The following is an 18,422-nucleotide window of genomic DNA, read 5'->3' as shown; positions in this document are numbered from 1 at the left end:
TTTATTTTTATGATATGCGAGGTTTGCAGAAGCAGTAATTATTCTGAAATAGGCACTATAAAAAATATATGGCAGAGTGATAAAAAGGTTTATCAATGCTGTAATTGCGGTCTCTACTTTATAGATTTGCCTACTGACGAAGAAATATATGCTTTATATAAAAATGAATATCATAATAATATAAAAAATAAATTATTTGAGACAGCTAAAAGTAAAATGCGTTATGCTAGAAGTTTATCTCAGTTTAATTTTATAAAAAAGCATATTGATTTTCATAATAAAAAAGTATGTGAGATCGGTGCTTTTGATGGACTGCTTCTAAATATATTTAAAAAAAATGGTTGTGATGTTTATGGTTATGAGCTTAATGATAACGCAAGACTCTATGCTAAAAACAAATATGATATTGATTTGAAGCCTAATTTTTTGGAAAGTAAAGAAAAGTATGATATTATAATGCTTTCGCATGTTATAGAGCATTTTAAAAATCCTTTTGATGTACTTATTAAAATTAAGAATATGATTAAAGATAATGGATACTTATATATAGAAGTACCTAATTCACCTAATAAAAATCAGTGCAGTTATGATATTCTTATGAGATATTTATCTACAGAGCATATTGTTAATTTTAATATTGAAAATTTAAAAATGTTTGTAAAAAAAGCTGATTTAAATATTATAGAATGTCAGTATAGTAATTATTCAGTTTCAAAATACAATACTAATTTGAGGGCTAATATATTAGAAGGAAGTATTCCTAGTTTAATAAATTTCTTTTCATTTTCTTTATTTGCTTTGAAAACCTTTGTTACTCCTAGTAGTATATTCATAAATTATTATGATAATAACAATTTATGGTCTTATGGTGAAAATATAAGAATTATAGCACAATTAAAAAATTAGTATATTTTTCATAATTTTTTATTCTTTTTATAAAAAAAGTATGATTATTTTTGACTTTATAAATATAATCTATATATTTTAAAGTATATGTTTTTATTTTGTATAAAGGATTTTATTATGAAAAATAGATTAATGGTTAAATTTTTAGCTCCTTTTATAATATTTTTATTAGTATTATTTATCATAATTTGTTTTGTTTACAGACCTTTATATAAATCAAGATTTTTAAGAGAGAAACATCTACAGACATTAGAGGCAAAAACAAGAACTGAAGGCTATGTTGAAGAGCTTAAAAATACTATATATGTTATGGCAGCATATTTAGAGTCTAATCCTAGCTGGGTGGAATTTGGAAATTTTATTACTAATGTTCAGAAACTTAATACTGGATATTTAAATGTTTATTTTGGAGGAAGTGTTCCTTATCCAGAAGGCGGAGTGTTTATGAATACTTTGGAAGTTTATCCTTTAACTTATAATCAAACTTCTAGGGATTGGTATAAGGATTCTGTTGCAGCTAATGATATAATGATTAGTGATCCTTATATTGATTTTGCTGTTAATAAACTCACTGTAACATTTGGTAAGGCTGTTTATACTAATGGAGCTCTCAAAGGGGTATGTGCTATAGATTTTGCCAATATTAATGCTATTACAGAGAGTCTTAAAAAGAATTTCACAGAAGATGTTTATATAGTTTCTGAAGAAGGTATTTTTATGACGCATGAAAATAGCGACTACATTTTGAATGAAACTAATAATTTATTTACTTATGAAATATTTTCTGATTTTAAGGGTAATTTATCATCTCATATTGGAGATTTGAATATTATAAAAGATGAATGGTATTCTATTCAAAAAACTGATAATGCTCCTTGGATATTAGTATTTAAAGGAAGTGCTGAACCTTTTTATTCTCAGTTCAGATTTATGATGATAATTTTATTTTTATGCATAATACTACTTATAGTGCTTGAGTTTATTTTAGTAGCTAAAATAGTGATACCTTTATCTCATAATTTATATCATGCTATCACTATAATGACTTTGATGCAGGACGGAAGATTTGACAGTCAGTTTGATGAAAAAGAATTAAAAAGAAAAGATGTAACAGGTGTTTTAGCTAATTCTATTAATGATATGCAGCATATAATGCATACTATAGTATCAGAATTAAAGACTAATATATCTCTTATTAATACTTCTTCAGAAAAGATATCTGGAGGAATAGATAATTTATCAGACCGCACTTCATCTCAGGCAGCAGCTGTTGAAGAGATTACAAGCTCTATTGAGAATCTTTTTTCTGCTATATCTAATACTTCAAAAAATTCATATAATGCAAAAAATATGAGTGCTAAAGTTACAGAGTCTACTCAAAATGGAGTTTCTGCTGTAAGTGAAATATCTAATAATATGATAGAAATTTCAGAGTCTAGTAAGGAAATATCAAATATTACAAAATTGATACAATCTATAGCTTTTCAGACAAATATATTGGCACTTAATGCCGCAGTTGAAGCAGCACGTGCTGGGGAGCAGGGCAGAGGATTTGCTGTTGTTGCTTCTGAGATTAGAGCTTTGGCACAGAATGTTAATGAGGCAGCTGGAAATATAACTGGCATAATAGAAAAAACTGTTGCCAAAATAGAAGTAGGTGATGAATCTGTAAAACGTTCTTTGGATATACTTGTAGAAATAGAGAAATCTGCTAAAGATGTATCTGATATACTTTCTCAAATATATGAATCTGCTTCTGAAGAGGAAGAGAGTGTAAAACAAATTAATACTGCTATGAATGAGCTTAATAATATTACACAGGAGAATGCTGAACTTGTTAATGAAAGTTCTATACTTGGAAAGGAAGTAGTGCAGGGTACTAGCAATTTGTCATCTGAATTATAATATTTCAAACTTAATTCTAATTTTAAATAATTATTTTTTTAATATAATAAAAAGGAGAGGTATTTATTTACACTCTCCTTTTTTATATTAAAATATTTTGTTTTATAATTTTTTTATTATAGAGCAAACCTCTTCTGTTTCTTCCATACTTATATCTCTATGCGTAACAAATCTTATTTTATAGTCTCCGAAAGAGCTTGCTTTTATTCCTTGTTCTGATAATTTTGATAATATATTTGATGAAGGCTCTTTAGTATCTGCTATTACTATATTAGTTTCAACGTTTTCTAAATTAATAGTGCCTATTTTACTTTCAATTATTGCTTTTGCTATTTTTTTTGCTTTTTGATGATCTTCTTCTAGGCTTTGTATATTGTGTTCTAAAGCATATATGCAAGCTGCGGCCATAAGTCCTATTTGTCTCATTCCGCCTCCTATTAATTTTCTTATGCTAAACGCCTCATCAATAAAATCTTTATTTCCGCATATCATAGCCCCCATAGGTGCTCCAAGTCCTTTTGATAAACAGAATGTTATAGAGTCTGTATTTGAAGCTATTTCTTTTACAGATTTTTTGCTTGCTATAGATGCATTAAAAACTCTAGCACCGTCCATATGAAGATGAATATTTTTTGATTTAGTGAAATCATAAAGTTCTTTTAATACCTCTATAGGATAAACGCTTCCTCCATGTCTGTTATGACTGTTTTCTACTTCAACTATACTTACAGATGACATATAATACGGCTGTTCTTTGATATAGTTTTTTATAATATCTTTTGTTAGTATTCCTCTATCAGCTTTTACAGTTAGAGGCATAATACCAGCTAAAGATGAAGCCCCTCCAAGTTCATAATGTACTATATGAGATTCTTCTTCTAGCAAAACCTGTTTATTTTTTCTTCCTAATATCATCATAGGTATTAAATTACCCATAGTACCGCTTGAAACAAATATTGCTTTTTCTTTTCCAGTAATTTCAGCAGCCATTTTTTGAAGTTTATTTACTGTAGGGTCTTCCATATAAACATCATCGCCGCATTCTGCATTGTATATTGCTTTACGCATTGCTTCGCTTGGTTTTGTAATTGTGTCGCTTCTTAAATCATAGATTTTCATTTGTCTTAACTCCGATTTATATAAAAACTTTTTTTAATTTTTATTTCTAAATAATTCTATTTCTTTTTTTATAAATTACAACTTATATTAAAAAATAATTGAAATAATTCATAATTTTATCTATAATGATTTGGTATTTTATAATTTTTTATATTAAGGATAAATAATCTATGATAAAAAGATATACAAGAAAAGAAATGGGCGAGCTTTGGAGCTTGCAAAATGAGTTTCAGGTTATGCTTGATGTTGAGATTGCTGCATGTGAGGCTATGGCTGAAATTGGAGAGATACCTTCAGAAGCAGTAAAAAACATTAAAGAAAAAGCTACTTTTACAGTAGAGAGAATTGCAGAAATAGAAAAAGAAACTAATCATGACATAATTTCATTTGTAACTGCCGTTCAGGAAAATGTAGGCGAGGGCGGACAGTATATACATAAAGGATTAACTTCAAGCGATGTTAAAGATACTGCTTTGGCTGTGATGATGAAAAGATCTGCCGAAATAATACTTGATGATTTAAAAAGATTATCAGAAGTATTATTAAGAAGAGCTAAAGAACATAAATATACTCCTTGTATAGGACGTACACATGGTATACATGCTGAACCTATGACATTGGGATTAAAATTTATACTATGGTATGATGAAAATGAAAGAAATATTAAGAGAGTAGAAGAGGCTAAAAAACAAGTTTCTGTAGGTAAAATTTCAGGTGCTGTTGGTACTTACAGCAATATTGACCCTAGAATAGAAGAGATTGTTTGTAAAAAGCTAGGAATAGAAGCCGATAAAGTTTCTACTCAAATAATACAAAGAGATAGGCATGCACAGTACCTTACTACATTGGCAATAGTGGCAAGTTCATTAGAGAAATTTGCTACAGAAATTAGAAATCTTCAAAGAACTGATATAAGAGAAGCAGAAGAATATTTCAGCGAAAAACAAAAAGGTTCATCAGCTATGCCTCATAAAAGAAATCCTATTACTTGTGAGAGAATATCTGGTTTAGCTAGAATTGTAAGAGGTAATGCGTTGGCTTCTATGGAAGACATTACACTTTGGCATGAAAGAGATATAAGCCATTCATCAGTAGAGCGTGTTATACTTCCAGACTCTACTATTGCTGTTGATTATGCTCTTAATAAATTTATTGATATAGTTGATAAACTTTTAATATATCCAGATGCTATGAAGGCTAATATTGAAAAAACAGGCGGTTTAATATTCAGTCAAAGAATATTGATAAGTTTAGTCAATAAAGGCATAGACAGAGACAATGCCTACAGATGGGTTCAGAGAAATGCAATGAAAAAATGGCTCAATAACGAAGATTTTAGAGAGAACGTTCATAAAGATGAAGATATAACAAAATATTTAAGCGATAAAGAGATAGATGATTGTTTTGATTATGCTTATTATTTGAGAAATATTGATGTTATAATGAAAAGATTTGGTATATAATATAATTTATATAAGTAAGTAAGAAACAAAAGAGGCTTTATATTTTTATAAGGTCTCTTTTTATTTAGCGTTTTATTTGTATAAAAAATAATTATATCATATTGACTTATATTTTTTATAAGTTAATATGATATTATCATATGTATATGGGGGATATGATGATTAACTATAATAATATTGTATCATTTAAAAAATCCTCTATCATTTTTATAGAGGATAATTATCCTAAAAAATCTTTTTATATAATAACCAGCGGAAAAGCTGTATCGTACGGAAAATATTTTGACAGCAATATGGAATATACAAAGGGTGATATATTAGGACTTGTAAATTCAGCATTAAATGAACCATACTTTTTTAATGTTAAAGCTGATACTGATATTGAGGCTTTAGAAATAAATATAGATGATATTATTAAGATATATAATAAAGAGCTAATAAAAAAAATGCATAATTATTTAGAAAATTCTTTAGAGGTATGGCTAAGCAAATATTATATTAATCTTTCACATCATCATTCTATGACTAAATATGATATTAATGAAGGATATGTCTTAAATATGGCACAAGTATATAATGATAACAACCTTCCTACAGCTGCTTATCAAATATACAATCAATATTTAAAACTTTTTCCTAACAGCAGCAGTATTAAAGATATTAAAGATATGATAGATTCTATGAAAGAGTATAGTTTGCCAGAACCAGAAGCAATGGAAGATAATGTATTTTTTTATAAAAAAGGATATTGCTTATATACGGAGCTTATAGCAGGTAATTATCTTTATATTATTAATTCTGGAAAAGTGGGTGTATATAATGTTGTAAACTCCAAATTGGTTACAAGAGCAATTTATTCCAGCAACAATCTTATAGACGGATATATGCCTGATATTAATTATCAGCCTCTTTCAACTACAACTGTAGTTCTTGAAGATTCTAAAATTAAGCTGCTAAAAAAAGAAGAGTTTATATCAATAGTAGCTAATGTTAACTCTTTAAGACCTTATTATCTAAAAATAATATGTACCAAAATAAGAAACAGTGTTCTTAAAGTTATGGCACTTAACAGTCAGGATATATTTATGAAACTGCTTATTACCATATATTATATAGTGAGAACTGAAACTTTATTTACAGGCAAGGAAATAAATACTGCTGACCTATTATATAAATTACATGATATAGCAGCTGTAATAGGGTATAATGATATTGGTGTTATAAAAAGTGAGCTTAAGAAAATACATTATATTACTATAGATGATGATTATATCCATGTAATTGATATTAATAACTTTATAAAAGAGTATGAAACATATAAAAAAAGGCTTTCTATAAAAAGTCATCACAAATAATTTTACTTCTTCTTATAAGATTCAGGCGATACAACTGCATTTGATTTATTATTATTATTTGTATTGTTAGAAGCAGGTAGTTTTTTATAAGGAGTTTTAAAAGGACTGAATCTTAAACCAACTTGAAGTCCTGCTCCGAAGCTATCTACAGAAGTATATGTTTTTTCATCTATTTTTTTTCTAGTACCAAACTCATAATCAAAATATAACCCGAAATTTGCAGCTACATTATAATTATTGAATACAGAATAATCAAATGTTAATTTAACATAAGGTATTACATTCATTTTGTCATATTCATTAACTATATCCAGTATATTTACATTATATCCTTCTGCGGTGTAATTAGTTCCATATGTTGTTATTTTATTTTCAATAGTTCCAGATATAGGTATTTTTAATCCTCCGCCTATACCTATAGAAAAATCTTTTATATTGATTTTCGGAAGAAGTCCTACCTGAAGACTGTGAAAAGATACAGAGCTTAAATTTTCTATACTGCTGTCTGATGAAGCTATTGTATATGCATAAGTATCATGACTATATCCCGCTTCTCCCAATATACTTAAACCTACACCATTTTTAAAATCTACTATATATCCGAATTGAGCAGTAATTCCTATATCAAAACCAAGTCCGAATTTTTTTGCAGTATCATCTTTAGGTCCCATAGGCATTCCTACAGAAAGTCCTACTGGCATATTGAATATTCCTTCAAATCCGCTTTCAGCAAAAAGAGATAAATTTATTAATATAAAAACAGCAGCCACTGCAAATAACTTTTTCATAAATATATATTAAACTCCCTTTATCATTTTCACATAATTAATATTATATATTCTAATATTTATCGTCTTTTTTAATTCAGTATTATAATAAATATACTATTTTTTTGTAGTTTAGCAAATGAAATTTTATAATTATTTTCCTATGCAGAAGTTTGCAAATATTTCATTAATTACTTCTTCAGCATCTATTTTTCCGCTTACATTTCCTAGTATATTGTTTAATATGTTCATCTCTTCTGCAACTTCATCTAATGAAAACGACATTTTGGATTTTTCTATACATATATCAATCTGTTTAAGTCCTTTTTCTAAATAGCCTCTTTCTCTGTTATTGACATAGCTTTCTTTATTAAATATATCAATGTCTGAATCATTTACATAATTTTTTAAGGCTTGTATTAATTTATCTTTACCTTCTTTTGTTTTTGTGCTTATGTTTATAATATTTTTTGAGTCAATATTATAATCAAATTTTTGCTCTTCATCACTTTTATTTAGAATGTATATTATATTTTTATTTTTTAATGTTTTTAAAAACTCTATTAAGTTAATATCATTTTCATCGGCATTGCCTGATGAATCAAATACAGCAAGTATAATATTAGCTTCATTAGCACATTTTTTTGCCCTTTCTATGCCTTCAAGCTCTATATCATTATCAGCCTCTTTATGAAAACCTGCAGTATCCATCAAATAAAATGGTATATTATCAATATATATATTCTCACTTAAAAAATCTCTAGTAGTTCCAGCTATATTAGAAACTATTGCTCTGTTTTTATCGAGTATCATATTAAATATACTGCTTTTTCCAGCATTAACTCTTCCAAGTATAGCAACCTTTATACCGTTAATAAGATTTTCTACTCTGCTTGAATTGTATAAAATATTTTCTATATCTTTTTTTATATTTATAAAATTTTCTATTAATTTGTCATAAGAAAATGTTTCTGTATCATCTTCTGGAAAATCTAATTCTCCGTAAACAAGCATTAGAGAGTTTTTGATATTATCTCTGAGTTTATCTATTTCTCTTGTAAGTCTTCCACGCATTTTATATATGCTTGCCTCTGCCATAAGTCTGTTATTAGAATCTATTAAATCATGTATAGCTTCGGCTTCGCTTATACCAATACGTCCGTTAATATATGCTCTGTATGTAAACTCGCCTCTATTTGCAGCTCTTGCTCCGTTTCTTATTAAGAGATTTAAAAGAGAGTCTATTACAACAATACTTCCATGAGAAATAAACTCTATAGTATCTTCTGAAGTAAATGTATTTGGAGCAAGTGTTGAAAGCACTATAAGTTCATCTATAGGGGTATTATTTTCATCTTTTACTAATGCATAATAGCTTTTTCTATGTTCAAATTTTTTTATATTTTTATTTTCATCTCCTGCATAAAAACATATTTTTGATGCTATTTCCAATGCTTTGCTTCCAGACATTCTTATCAAGGCTAATGCACTTTTTGAATAGGGGGTTGATAATGCTGCTATAGTGTCTTTTATATCGTATTCATTCATAATTTTTATAAACTCTTAACTATTGTTTTCTTCAAGCTGCTGTATTTTTTTATTCATTTTTTTCTGATGTTTTAATTTTTTTCTTTCTTCTTTTTCTATTCTTTTATTTTCTTTTTCCTGAAGTTTTAAAGCAGTTTGTAAGTTTCCGTTATTTATTATATAATTCACACAAAAATCATAATCTTTCTGCATTATATTAAGTTCTGGAATCTGTTTTGCAAACTTTATATAGTCTGATTCTTCAAGCATATTTATTATATATTCGCTGTCATTAAAATGATGATTTTGAAAAAGATCATTAATCTCGCTTGTTGTCATGTCTTCTATATTAAACATAAATCTTTTTGTAAGATATCTTTTGAAAATAAATGTTAATTCAAAATAGTATTCAGCATATTTATTTTCATTATAGTATGTAGTGCAGTCTAATGTTTTTAATGCATTTAATGCTTCTGTATCTTCTTTAATATTAATTTTTTCATTAAATTTCTTTTCTATGTATTTGATAATAGAGAATATTAGTATTATTATAGCTATAACAGCAATAACAATTAATACAGCAAATATCCATACATATTTAGGCATAGGTATACTCATAGTTCTTTTCATAGGAGGAAGTGTCTCTCCGTCAGAAAAAGAGTTCACTAATATATTAACATCTTCGCCTAAAAGCTCTCTATATTCATTATTATAATTATAAGAAATTTTAAAAGGATATATTACAAATTGACCTATATCATAAAAACCTATTTGGTATTTTATAATTCTTTCTTTATATTTCCCTCTGTCTTTAGTTTTATTTTCAACTGATATTATTCTTGTTTTATTATTTCTATCATCAAATGAAACATCTTCATAATTATAGTCTATACCATTTTTTGATATTATATGCACTTCATATTCTATTGCATTTCCTATAATGATATTTACTGAAGATACAGTTGTTTTTGAATATATTACAGTATTATTATCTATTACTCTATTACTGCATGATAAAATAAATAGTGTTAAAAATAATATAATAAATAATAAAAAACATTTTTTCATGAAATCAAACTTATCCTATATAATCTGCTGTTTTCTTCTTTCATTTCTATTTCAAACAAATAGTACGGAGTTTCAAAGTAGTTTATGAACTTATTGCCCCATTCTATAATAGTAATTCCGTTTTCTTTAATTTTATCTTTAAATCCTATATCGTCAAGTTCTTCTTTACTGTCAAGACGATATAAATCAACATGTCTTAATGTACTTTCTTTGCCGTTAAGTATTATATCATATTCATTTATTAATGTGAAAGACGGGCTGCTTACTATATTATCGCTTTCAAGAAGTCTTGATAATATACGTACAAATGTAGTTTTACCGAATCCTAAATTGCCTTCCATTATCACGATATCACCATCTTTTAATATGCTTTTTAAATATTCAGCAATATTTTCTATACTATTAATATCAATATTTTCTTCTTCTTTTAAAATTTCTTTTTTCATATTTAATTTATTTATTTTTTAATCGTTATTTAATAATGGAAAATAATATATCATAGGTCATTATTTGTCAAATATGAAGTATCATCTTTTTGATTATTTTGAATGCCTGATATTTCCATAATTGCAAATAATGCTATCAATCTTAAAGAGAAGTTACTCATATCAAGTCCAGCAAGTATAAAAAGTGTAAATATTATAAGTTTAGGATAATATTCTTTTGATACTATTGAGGTCATAAATGATGTGAATAAAGTTATGAAAAACATAATCATAATCACCATATAAACAACAAAATGAAGATACATCACTATTCCTAAAGCACTGAAAAATGATATTATGATTAAGAAAAAACTATTTCCAAAAGAAAATATAGCTATTATTGATAGTATAATGGCTATTATTGCAAACATAAATGATCTATTTATATTTTTCATGATAACTTTTTTTATAAATATTAATATATAAGATATCATTAATACCAAAAAAGAAAACGATGATAATTTTGACATATAATTAGAAATATACGTTGAAATATAATGAAAACTGTCAGTATCTATAACTTTATTTGCTGATATTATAAGATAATTTATATTAGATGATAATAAAGAAAGCAAAATAAATATATAAATACCTCTTTCTAGTTCAGTTATATTTTTTGATAATATCATTGGAATTAATATCATTAAAGTAAGAATTAATAATGATGCAAAAAATAAAAGTTCTATTATATTATATATATTTATATCAATAGCATATAACTTTAGAGTACCGAATATTAAAAATAGTATTCCGATAATAGAGAGCAGTAATTGAGATGTGAATATAAAATTATAGAATTTGTAGAATACTAATAGAAAAAATGATATTAATACTATATAATCCAATATAAAAGTAATTAAATATAATGAAGAATTACTGTCAATTACAATAGCTCTGAATAATAAATAATTAAAAAATACAATTGCAATAAGGATATAAGACCAAAAATTGTATTTACTAATAAAAGAGTTATTTCTGTTTTCTTGAATCATTAAAGTAATATCCGATTATTATGTACATATATATAATAATACTATTATAAAAAAATTGCAAGGACATTAAAATATGTAGTTTCCGTTATTATCTATTCTTATAGTTATTTCTTTTTTAGTATTTTGAAATATATCATAGCCTTCTTTTATATTTTTCCAAAAATCTATTAATGAGCTTTCATATATTTTTTTATAGTAGTTAAAATTGTTATCAGTCATTTTAAAAGGAAATATGTATACTGGTATTTTATTCTGACCATTATCTTTTGCATATATGGCATATAAATATATTTCCTTAATTTTATCGTCTGTCATAGGCATGCATCCTATAGTAACATTTGCCCCATGAATAAATATATCTCCGCCTAATTTTTTGGCATTGCTTTTTTTTCTGTCTGCTTCATTAGGATAATTAATACCCAAAGAAAGATAATAGCTGCTTGCAGGATTAAATCTGTCTATATAATAAAAACCTTCAGGTACCTGCAAATCTCCTTCCATTCTTTTAGGACCTAATATTCCAGATTTTGCTGCTATTTTATACTCTGCTATTTTTTTGTATGTTTTATCATTTTTGTTTTTTGCATATATTTCTAGTATGTCTTCCTGTTTGTATGCAGTTATTAGAATGTTCATTTCATTTAATTTGATATTATTATTTATTATATTTTGTTTTATTAATGCATCTTTTTCTTTTATTGCTGTTCTTACTCTGGCATATCTTTTTTGTTCATCAAGAAAACTGCCTGCAAATGATACTGAACTTATGATATTGAATATTGCCATAGTGTATATAATAATTTTTTTCATTTTACCCTCCATAATAAATAATATGCGAATTATTTAATTGCTTTATTATCGTAAATAACTGCCTTGATTAAAAGTATTTTTTATTGTATTATCTATCTAACTAAATTATTATAATTATATATATTTTACGGAGGAGCTAATGCTAACTTTCAAAACTATTGATGAAAAAGAGATGCAGAATATAATTGATACTAAAGAAGTGAGTGATGATATAAAAAAATCTGCAGAAAATGTAATAGCCATATTTACACAGGATTGGTGCGGAGATTGGAAAGGATTAGAAAGAGAATTAAAAGCTAATGAGGAAAAATCACCTATAGATATTACAGTTTATATTTGTATGTATAATCAAAGTCCTTTATATGAACCATTTATGAATTTTAAAGAAACAGTATGGAATAATGGTTTAATACCATATTTAAGATATTATAAAAATGGTTCTTTTGTTAAAGATACTAATCATTTACCTTTTCAGAGACTTATAAAAGTTTTTGAATAATATACAATTTATGTAAATGATAAAAATAGAAAAAGCAAGTGTAGATGATATTGAAGAAATTTCTATGCTTGCCAAAAATATATATTTAAAATACAATTCACATATTGACACAGAAGAGGGTATAAATAATGTATTATTGTTTATATCTTCTGACAATATGAGATTAAGATTTTTTATGGAAGGCTCTCTCATACTTATAGCAAGAAATCAAAATAATTCTATTTTGGGTATGATAGAAATAATCAATTATGATCATATTTCTCTTTTCTTCGTAAATGATAAATATTTCAAATCAAAAATAGGTACAAGATTATTTGAAGAAGCAAAAAACATTTTAAAGTCTGACAAATATACTGTAAAATCAAGTGATTATGCTTTGGAGTTTTATAAAAAACTTGGATTTATAAAGCTTTATAATGATATTCAGGAAGAAAACGGCGTTCATTTCCATTATATGATTTACTGAATTATTATTTTTAAAAGTTAATTGTAAAAATATTAATATTATATTATAATTAACATAATATATTTATTTTTTGATTAGAAATATAACAGGAATATAAATGGAAAATATACTTCAAGTAGAAAATTTAAAAATGTATTATCATACTTCTAAAGGTCTGGTAAAAGCGATTAATGATATTAGTTTTAATATAAAAAAAGGCGAGACCCTAGGCATAGTAGGAGAGTCTGGATGCGGTAAAACAAGTTTGGGAACATCTCTTTTAAGAATGCCGTCTATACCAGCTAAGTATGAAGGCGGAAAAATAATACTTGATAACGAAGATATTATTCCTCTTAAAGAAGAATATATTAGAAAAAATATAAGATGGTCTAAAATATCTATGGTTTTTCAGGGAGCTATGAATTCTCTAACCCCAGTTTATACTATAGGAAGCCAAATGCTTGAAACTCTTGAGAGGCATGTTGATATGGATAAAACAGCTGCAAATAAACTTATAGAAGAGTATTTGGAATATGTTGGACTTCATTCAAGTATATATAAAAGATATCCCCATGAGCTTTCTGGCGGTATGAAGCAGAGAGTGGTAATAGCAGCTGCTTTGTTTTTGAAGCCTAAACTTATTATACTTGATGAACCTACTACGGCATTGGATGTTATAGTTCAGGCACAGATAATTAATTTATTAAAAAAACTTAAAAAAGATTTTGACTTATCATTTATATTTATAACTCATGATTTGGCTTTAGAAGCAGAGATTTCTGACAGAGTATGTGTAATGTATGGAGGAAAGATTGCAGAGCTTGCTAGTAATGAGGATATATATACAAATGCTAAACACCCATATACAAGGAGACTTTTAGCTGCCACTCCTAGATTAAATAAGGCTGTAAGTAAATTGGAGTTTATAGAGGGTACTCCTCCAGATTTATTAAATCCTCCTAAAGGCTGCATGTTTTATGACAGATGCAAAGAAAGAATTGATAAATGCAAAGATGAAGAGCCTATATTAAAAGACACTGGTAATGGTCATTTATGTGCTTGTCATTTGATTAATAGTTAATAACAATTAATAAAAAATATACAGTATAACAAAAAGAAGAAAATTATGAGCAAAGATATAATATTAAAACTTGAAAATGTAAAAAAATATTTTAATCCGCATACCAATATTATAGAAAGTTTAATGAAAAAATCTAAAGAGATTAAAGCTGTAGATGATGTTAGCTTTGAACTTAAAAGAGGAGAGATACTTGGCATTATAGGAGAATCTGGAAGCGGTAAAACTACTATAGGCAAACTTATAATGAAATTAATTAATCCTACTTCTGGAAATATTATATTTGAGAATGAAAATATTAATAACTTTAATAAAGAAGAAGCTCATAAATATAGAAGAAATGTTCAGATGATATTTCAAGACCCTTATGCTTCTATGAATCCTAGATTTAAAATAAAAGATGTATTGAAAGAGCCTTTATATATTCATAATATTGATGGTGATGAAAAAGTTTATGATGAGATGGTTATTAAGGCTTTAAGAGATGTAAAGATTAATCCTCCAGAGGAGTTTATGGAAAGATATCCTCATATGCTTTCAGGAGGTCAGCGTCAGAGAATAGCTACAGCAAGAGCTTTGATACTTAATCCAAAATTAGTTGTTGCAGATGAACCCGTATCTATGATAGATTTGTCAACAAGGGCTGAGATTCTTTATATGATGAAGGAACTTCAGATAGAAAAGAATTTAAGCTACATATATATTACTCATGACCTCTCAACAGCTAGATATTTTGCAGATGTTATAGCTGTAATGTATTTGGGAAGTATTGTTGAGATAGGAAGTGCTGATGAAATAATAGACAATCCTAAACACCCTTATACTAAGGCTTTGATAGCTGCTGTTCCAGACGCTTCTTCAGGAAGAGTTAACATAATAAAAGAGCTTCCTATTAAGGGTGAGATACCTAATGCTTCCGATATACCTTCAGGATGCAGATTTCATACAAGATGTATATATGCAAAAGATGAATGTAAAAGCGATATTCCAGCATTAAAAAATATTTCAGAAAATCATAGTGCTGCATGCCTATTTGCCGAATAATTTTTATATAAGGATATTTTCTTTATGAAGAATATAATGCCGCCTGTATGGTTTGTAAATAATAGTTCTTATAATAAAATATTTCATAATTATTTTAATAAACTTCCAAATGATGATAAAGAAGAATATAAAAAACTTTTTGAAGAGCCTATAATATTTAAAGGTTTTTATGATGGTAATATGGTTAATGATTATAGAAGAGAATATTGTAATAATATAGAACTAAATCAAAAATATTCTTTGTTAAAACTTAAAAAAGATTTTAATTCTGGTAAGAAGATTGACTTTCTATTCTTTTACGGACATACTAATGATAAAAAAGAAATTAATAAATCATTATTAAGTCAGTGGTATATTAAAGATTTTAAAGAGAATGATTTAATATTTAATTGTATGGAAAAATATATGATGTACAATAAGGCATTATTATTTGATGACAAAAATATAGCTGATGAAATTTTGAATACCAATCAGCCTAAAGCTATAAAAGAACTTGGAAGAAAAGTTAAAAATTTTGATGATGAAGTGTGGGATAAAATGAAATACAAAATAGTATTTACAGGCAATTATTATAAGTTCTCACAAAATACTGATTTAAGAAATTTTTTATTAAGCACAAAAAACAAAGTATTAGCTGAGGCAAGTCCTTATGACAAAGTATGGGGAATAAAGATGAAATACGATGATGAAAATATAGAAAATCCATTTTTTTGGAAAGGAGAAAATTTATTAGGCTTTGCTTTAATGCAAGTAAGAGATGAAATAAAAAGAGTATATAAAAATTATGATTTAATAGATTTTTATAAATTCATAAATTATAAAGATATATAACTTATATTAATTATAGTTTTTCTACTTCTTCTATACTCAAACCCGTTAATTCGCTAATAAGATTTATATCCATATTTTTATTTTTCATATTTTTAGCCGTTAATATTTGATTTTCTCTTATACCTTTCTCTATACCTTGTTCTATACCTTCTTTTATACCTTCCTCTCTTTCTTTTTTAAGCATTAAAGTCTGTCCGTATAAAAAAGCATCTCTGGCATTATAAACTTCCATCTCTTCTTTACTTGATATAAATCTTTCATATTTATCTATTACTTTAGGCATAATACCATTAACCTCCTTTAATTTATCTTTTACTTCTTCTAAATCTTTCACCGTAAAAAACTCTATCCAAGATAATATTTTATTTTTCTTAATGTCATCTGTATCTGAACTATTTAATATTTTTATAAATCTTGGTATTTCTATAATATGCATTTGAATAATATCCAAAGACACATTATGATTTTGAGTATCTATGAGCTTAAAACATCTATGAGCTTTACCTTCATCATAAAAATCCATATTAAAATTCACAAAATTAATACTTATAACCTGACTAATAATATCATAAGATTCATTTTCATTAAGTTCGCTTACTATATTTTTTGATATGTAATAGTATATTCTCTTTACAAAATCAATATTTCCAGAAAGCTGTATTTCTATAATAATTTTTTTATTTTCTTTAGTGATTGCTTTAACATCTAAAACAGATTCTTTAAGATTAATATTTTCAGGTAAATTATGAGGATTGATTATTTTTAAATTATAAACTTCCTCAAATCCTGAATCTCTAAGTACACAATTAACTATATTCTCAAGTATGTCTTCATTACCTACAGAGCCTAAAAGATAACGCACAAAGTAGTCATTCATTCTATTTATATTTCTCATAGGCAGATTATAACAAAAAATAGAACAAAAGTAAATATTTTTTATCTTGTAAGAAGTTTTATTATCTCTTCATTTTTTCCATATTCTCTGGCATAATACAATGCATCATAATTACCTCTTTTTATACTTTTATCAGCACCAGCATCTAAAAGCATTTTTGTCATTTCTAAATTTCCGCTACGGCAAGCCCACATCAATGCTGTCATACCATACTTATTTTGAACATTAACATCAGCATTATTTTTAAGAAGCACTTTTACAGCATTAATATTATTATAATCAGCTGCTTCTATCAATGCGGTTTTTTCATCATAATTTTTATAATTTACATTTGCACCATTATCAATAAGCTTTTGTAAAAAAACTTCATTAGTAGAATACACTGCAGCAGTTATTAATGGAACATCATAACTAAGCAAAGTTTCTTTATTAAGATTACAAACTTTCAAACTTTTATCTAAAGAATCAGAACCATTTTGAAGTAAAATATCTGCTATATCCTCATGTCCATACATATAAGCATAGAGCAAAGCATTTGCATTATAAATATTTCTTTTATTTATATCGGCTTTATTTTCAATTAATATTTTTACCGTTTCTTTATAGCCTTTCATAGCAGCATACATTAAAGGTGTTTCTTCATTTCCATAATCTCCATCATAAGCTATATTAACATCTGCTTTATTTTTTATTAAGAGTTTTACCATTTCAATATTTTCTTTATTCTCACCGCCTTTGTTTAAAGAAGAAAATAATGCCGTTCTTCCTCTAAAGCCCTGATAATCAATATCAGCACCATAACTTAAAAGTAGTTTAACCATTTCCATATTTTTATTATTAACTGCACCTATTAATACGCTATCTGTAAGATCTACATTAGCATTAACATCTGCTTTATATTTCAAAAGAAGCTCAGCCATTTCTATATTATTACGTATAACTGCAAGCGATAACAATGTAAATCCCTCATAATTACGATTGTTTACATAATCATTATGTTGTTTAAGAATATTTTCAGCTTCTTTAACGTTACCTTCATTAACATAATCTATTAATTTTTCAGAAACTTTACTTTTATTATTATCATTATTTTGAGCGTATAAGTATAGACTAAATAAAAATAAAATAAATATTAACTTTTTCATAATTCATAAACCTCTTTAAATTATTAAACTTTTATTTATTTTTTAAAAATACCATTACAATAGGAGCTATAAAAGAAAAAATAAATGA

18 protein-coding genes are annotated in these 18,422 nt (G+C 26.3%); 9 read left to right on the top strand and 9 right to left on the bottom strand.

Going from position 1 to position 18,422, the window contains the following annotated elements; genetic code table 11:
* Positions 1–9: 9 nt before the first annotated feature.
* Together F811_RS0105170 and F811_RS0105165 are read left to right on the top strand one after the other, a co-directional pair.
* Positions 10–906 carry a class I SAM-dependent methyltransferase gene (locus F811_RS0105170; RefSeq protein ID WP_020004217.1) on the top strand — a complete coding sequence of 299 codons (897 nt, stop codon included), beginning with the start codon at positions 10–12 and terminating at the stop codon, positions 904–906.
* 117 nt (positions 907–1,023) lie between these two features.
* A complete protein-coding gene (locus tag F811_RS0105165) occupies positions 1,024–2,811 on the top strand; it encodes a methyl-accepting chemotaxis protein (RefSeq protein ID WP_020004216.1) in 1,788 nt (595 codons plus the stop codon).
* Between the two features lie 102 nt (positions 2,812–2,913).
* On the opposite strand, the gene F811_RS0105160 is transcribed toward F811_RS0105165, so the two are convergent.
* A complete protein-coding gene (locus F811_RS0105160) occupies positions 2,914–3,930 on the bottom strand; it encodes a threonine aldolase family protein (protein WP_020004215.1) in 1,017 nt (338 codons plus the stop codon).
* Between the two features lie 170 nt (positions 3,931–4,100).
* Between F811_RS0105160 and purB the strand changes: the two genes are divergently transcribed.
* Positions 4,101–5,393 (top strand): adenylosuccinate lyase, encoded by a 1,293-nt coding sequence (gene purB, locus F811_RS0105155; protein ID WP_020004214.1) that lies wholly within the window; start codon positions 4,101–4,103, stop codon positions 5,391–5,393.
* 158 nt (positions 5,394–5,551) lie between these two features.
* Positions 5,552–6,748, top strand: a complete 1,197-nt coding sequence (locus tag F811_RS0105150; protein ID WP_020004213.1) for a cyclic nucleotide-binding domain-containing protein — start codon at positions 5,552–5,554, stop codon at positions 6,746–6,748.
* Positions 6,749–6,750: 2 nt separating this feature from the next.
* Here F811_RS0105150 and F811_RS0105145 read toward each other — a convergent pair whose 3' ends face one another.
* The 6 genes from F811_RS0105145 to F811_RS0105120 all read right to left on the bottom strand — a co-directional run bounded on the left by F811_RS0105145 (position 6,751) and on the right by F811_RS0105120 (position 12,397).
* Entirely contained in the window at positions 6,751–7,536 is a 786-nt protein-coding gene (locus F811_RS0105145) for an outer membrane beta-barrel protein (protein ID WP_020004212.1), read from the bottom strand.
* Positions 7,537–7,668: 132 nt separating this feature from the next.
* Complete coding sequence (gene mnmE / locus F811_RS0105140; RefSeq protein WP_020004211.1) at positions 7,669–9,063, bottom strand: tRNA uridine-5-carboxymethylaminomethyl(34) synthesis GTPase MnmE; 1,395 nt, start codon at positions 9,061–9,063, stop codon at positions 7,669–7,671.
* Between the two features lie 15 nt (positions 9,064–9,078).
* The gene (locus tag F811_RS0105135; RefSeq protein ID WP_020004210.1) at positions 9,079–10,110 is read right to left on the bottom strand and encodes a hypothetical protein; all 1,032 of its coding nucleotides are present in this window, start codon (positions 10,108–10,110) and stop codon (positions 9,079–9,081) included.
* Positions 10,107–10,556 carry a tRNA (adenosine(37)-N6)-threonylcarbamoyltransferase complex ATPase subunit type 1 TsaE gene (tsaE, locus tag F811_RS0105130; protein ID WP_020004209.1) on the bottom strand — a complete coding sequence of 150 codons (450 nt, stop codon included), beginning with the start codon at positions 10,554–10,556 and terminating at the stop codon, positions 10,107–10,109. Before tsaE ends, F811_RS0105135 begins: the two co-directional genes overlap by 4 nt.
* Before the next feature lie 50 nt (positions 10,557–10,606).
* Complete coding sequence (locus F811_RS0105125) at positions 10,607–11,587, bottom strand: WESB_1763 family membrane protein (protein ID WP_020004208.1); 981 nt, start codon at positions 11,585–11,587, stop codon at positions 10,607–10,609.
* Positions 11,588–11,653: 66 nt separating this feature from the next.
* A complete protein-coding gene (locus F811_RS0105120; protein ID WP_020004207.1) occupies positions 11,654–12,397 on the bottom strand; it encodes a L,D-transpeptidase family protein in 744 nt (247 codons plus the stop codon).
* A 139-nt stretch (positions 12,398–12,536) separates the two neighbouring features.
* Here F811_RS0105120 and F811_RS0105115 point away from each other — a divergent pair, with 139 nt between their 5' ends.
* The 5 genes from F811_RS0105115 (at position 12,537) to F811_RS0105095 (ending at position 16,294) form a co-directional block, all read left to right on the top strand.
* Positions 12,537–12,896 (top strand): hypothetical protein, encoded by a 360-nt coding sequence (locus F811_RS0105115; RefSeq protein ID WP_020004206.1) that lies wholly within the window; start codon positions 12,537–12,539, stop codon positions 12,894–12,896.
* 16 nt (positions 12,897–12,912) lie between these two features.
* Positions 12,913–13,362, top strand: a complete 450-nt coding sequence (locus F811_RS0105110; RefSeq protein ID WP_020004205.1) for a GNAT family N-acetyltransferase — start codon at positions 12,913–12,915, stop codon at positions 13,360–13,362.
* A 97-nt stretch (positions 13,363–13,459) separates the two neighbouring features.
* Positions 13,460–14,422 carry an ABC transporter ATP-binding protein gene (locus F811_RS0105105; protein ID WP_020004204.1) on the top strand — a complete coding sequence of 321 codons (963 nt, stop codon included), beginning with the start codon at positions 13,460–13,462 and terminating at the stop codon, positions 14,420–14,422.
* A 45-nt stretch (positions 14,423–14,467) separates the two neighbouring features.
* Entirely contained in the window at positions 14,468–15,463 is a 996-nt protein-coding gene (locus F811_RS0105100) for an ABC transporter ATP-binding protein (RefSeq protein ID WP_020004203.1), read from the top strand.
* A gap of 24 nt (positions 15,464–15,487) precedes the next feature.
* A complete protein-coding gene (locus F811_RS0105095; protein ID WP_020004202.1) occupies positions 15,488–16,294 on the top strand; it encodes a riboflavin biosynthesis intermediates N-glycosidase in 807 nt (268 codons plus the stop codon).
* Between the two features lie 10 nt (positions 16,295–16,304).
* Here F811_RS0105095 and F811_RS0105090 read toward each other — a convergent pair whose 3' ends face one another.
* The gene (locus tag F811_RS0105090; protein ID WP_026364354.1) at positions 16,305–17,189 is read right to left on the bottom strand and encodes an Rpn family recombination-promoting nuclease/putative transposase; all 885 of its coding nucleotides are present in this window, start codon (positions 17,187–17,189) and stop codon (positions 16,305–16,307) included.
* Between the two features lie 41 nt (positions 17,190–17,230).
* Complete coding sequence (locus tag F811_RS0105085; RefSeq protein WP_020004200.1) at positions 17,231–18,334, bottom strand: ankyrin repeat domain-containing protein; 1,104 nt, start codon at positions 18,332–18,334, stop codon at positions 17,231–17,233.
* Positions 18,335–18,422 lie beyond the last annotated feature (88 nt).

This window comes from Brachyspira innocens ATCC 29796 (assembly GCF_000384655.1).
GTDB lineage: Bacteria > Spirochaetota > Brachyspiria > Brachyspirales > Brachyspiraceae > Brachyspira > Brachyspira innocens.
The sequence above is the reverse complement of the archived record's forward strand: the minus strand, read 5'-3'. Positions and strand labels throughout refer to the sequence as shown.

What these genes read in the sequence shown, in the direction of transcription:
- F811_RS0105170 (WP_020004217.1), top strand. Translation starts at nt 10, where the DNA reads ATGATATGCGAGGTTTGCAGAAGCAGTAATTATTCTGAAATAGGCACT.
- F811_RS0105165 (WP_020004216.1), top strand. Translation starts at nt 1,024, where the DNA reads ATGAAAAATAGATTAATGGTTAAATTTTTAGCTCCTTTTATAATATTT.
- F811_RS0105160 (WP_020004215.1), bottom strand. Translation starts at nt 3,930, where the DNA reads ATGAAAATCTATGATTTAAGAAGCGACACAATTACAAAACCAAGCGAA.
- purB (WP_020004214.1), top strand. Translation starts at nt 4,101, where the DNA reads ATGATAAAAAGATATACAAGAAAAGAAATGGGCGAGCTTTGGAGCTTG.
- F811_RS0105150 (WP_020004213.1), top strand. Translation starts at nt 5,552, where the DNA reads ATGATTAACTATAATAATATTGTATCATTTAAAAAATCCTCTATCATT.
- F811_RS0105145 (WP_020004212.1), bottom strand. Translation starts at nt 7,536, where the DNA reads ATGAAAAAGTTATTTGCAGTGGCTGCTGTTTTTATATTAATAAATTTA.
- mnmE (WP_020004211.1), bottom strand. Translation starts at nt 9,063, where the DNA reads ATGAATGAATACGATATAAAAGACACTATAGCAGCATTATCAACCCCC.
- F811_RS0105135 (WP_020004210.1), bottom strand. Translation starts at nt 10,110, where the DNA reads ATGAAAAAATGTTTTTTATTATTTATTATATTATTTTTAACACTATTT.
- tsaE (WP_020004209.1), bottom strand. Translation starts at nt 10,556, where the DNA reads ATGAAAAAAGAAATTTTAAAAGAAGAAGAAAATATTGATATTAATAGT.
- F811_RS0105125 (WP_020004208.1), bottom strand. Translation starts at nt 11,587, where the DNA reads ATGATTCAAGAAAACAGAAATAACTCTTTTATTAGTAAATACAATTTT.
- F811_RS0105120 (WP_020004207.1), bottom strand. Translation starts at nt 12,397, where the DNA reads ATGAAAAAAATTATTATATACACTATGGCAATATTCAATATCATAAGT.
- F811_RS0105115 (WP_020004206.1), top strand. Translation starts at nt 12,537, where the DNA reads ATGCTAACTTTCAAAACTATTGATGAAAAAGAGATGCAGAATATAATT.
- F811_RS0105110 (WP_020004205.1), top strand. Translation starts at nt 12,913, where the DNA reads ATGATAAAAATAGAAAAAGCAAGTGTAGATGATATTGAAGAAATTTCT.
- F811_RS0105105 (WP_020004204.1), top strand. Translation starts at nt 13,460, where the DNA reads ATGGAAAATATACTTCAAGTAGAAAATTTAAAAATGTATTATCATACT.
- F811_RS0105100 (WP_020004203.1), top strand. Translation starts at nt 14,468, where the DNA reads ATGAGCAAAGATATAATATTAAAACTTGAAAATGTAAAAAAATATTTT.
- F811_RS0105095 (WP_020004202.1), top strand. Translation starts at nt 15,488, where the DNA reads ATGAAGAATATAATGCCGCCTGTATGGTTTGTAAATAATAGTTCTTAT.
- F811_RS0105090 (WP_026364354.1), bottom strand. Translation starts at nt 17,189, where the DNA reads ATGAGAAATATAAATAGAATGAATGACTACTTTGTGCGTTATCTTTTA.
- F811_RS0105085 (WP_020004200.1), bottom strand. Translation starts at nt 18,334, where the DNA reads ATGAAAAAGTTAATATTTATTTTATTTTTATTTAGTCTATACTTATAC.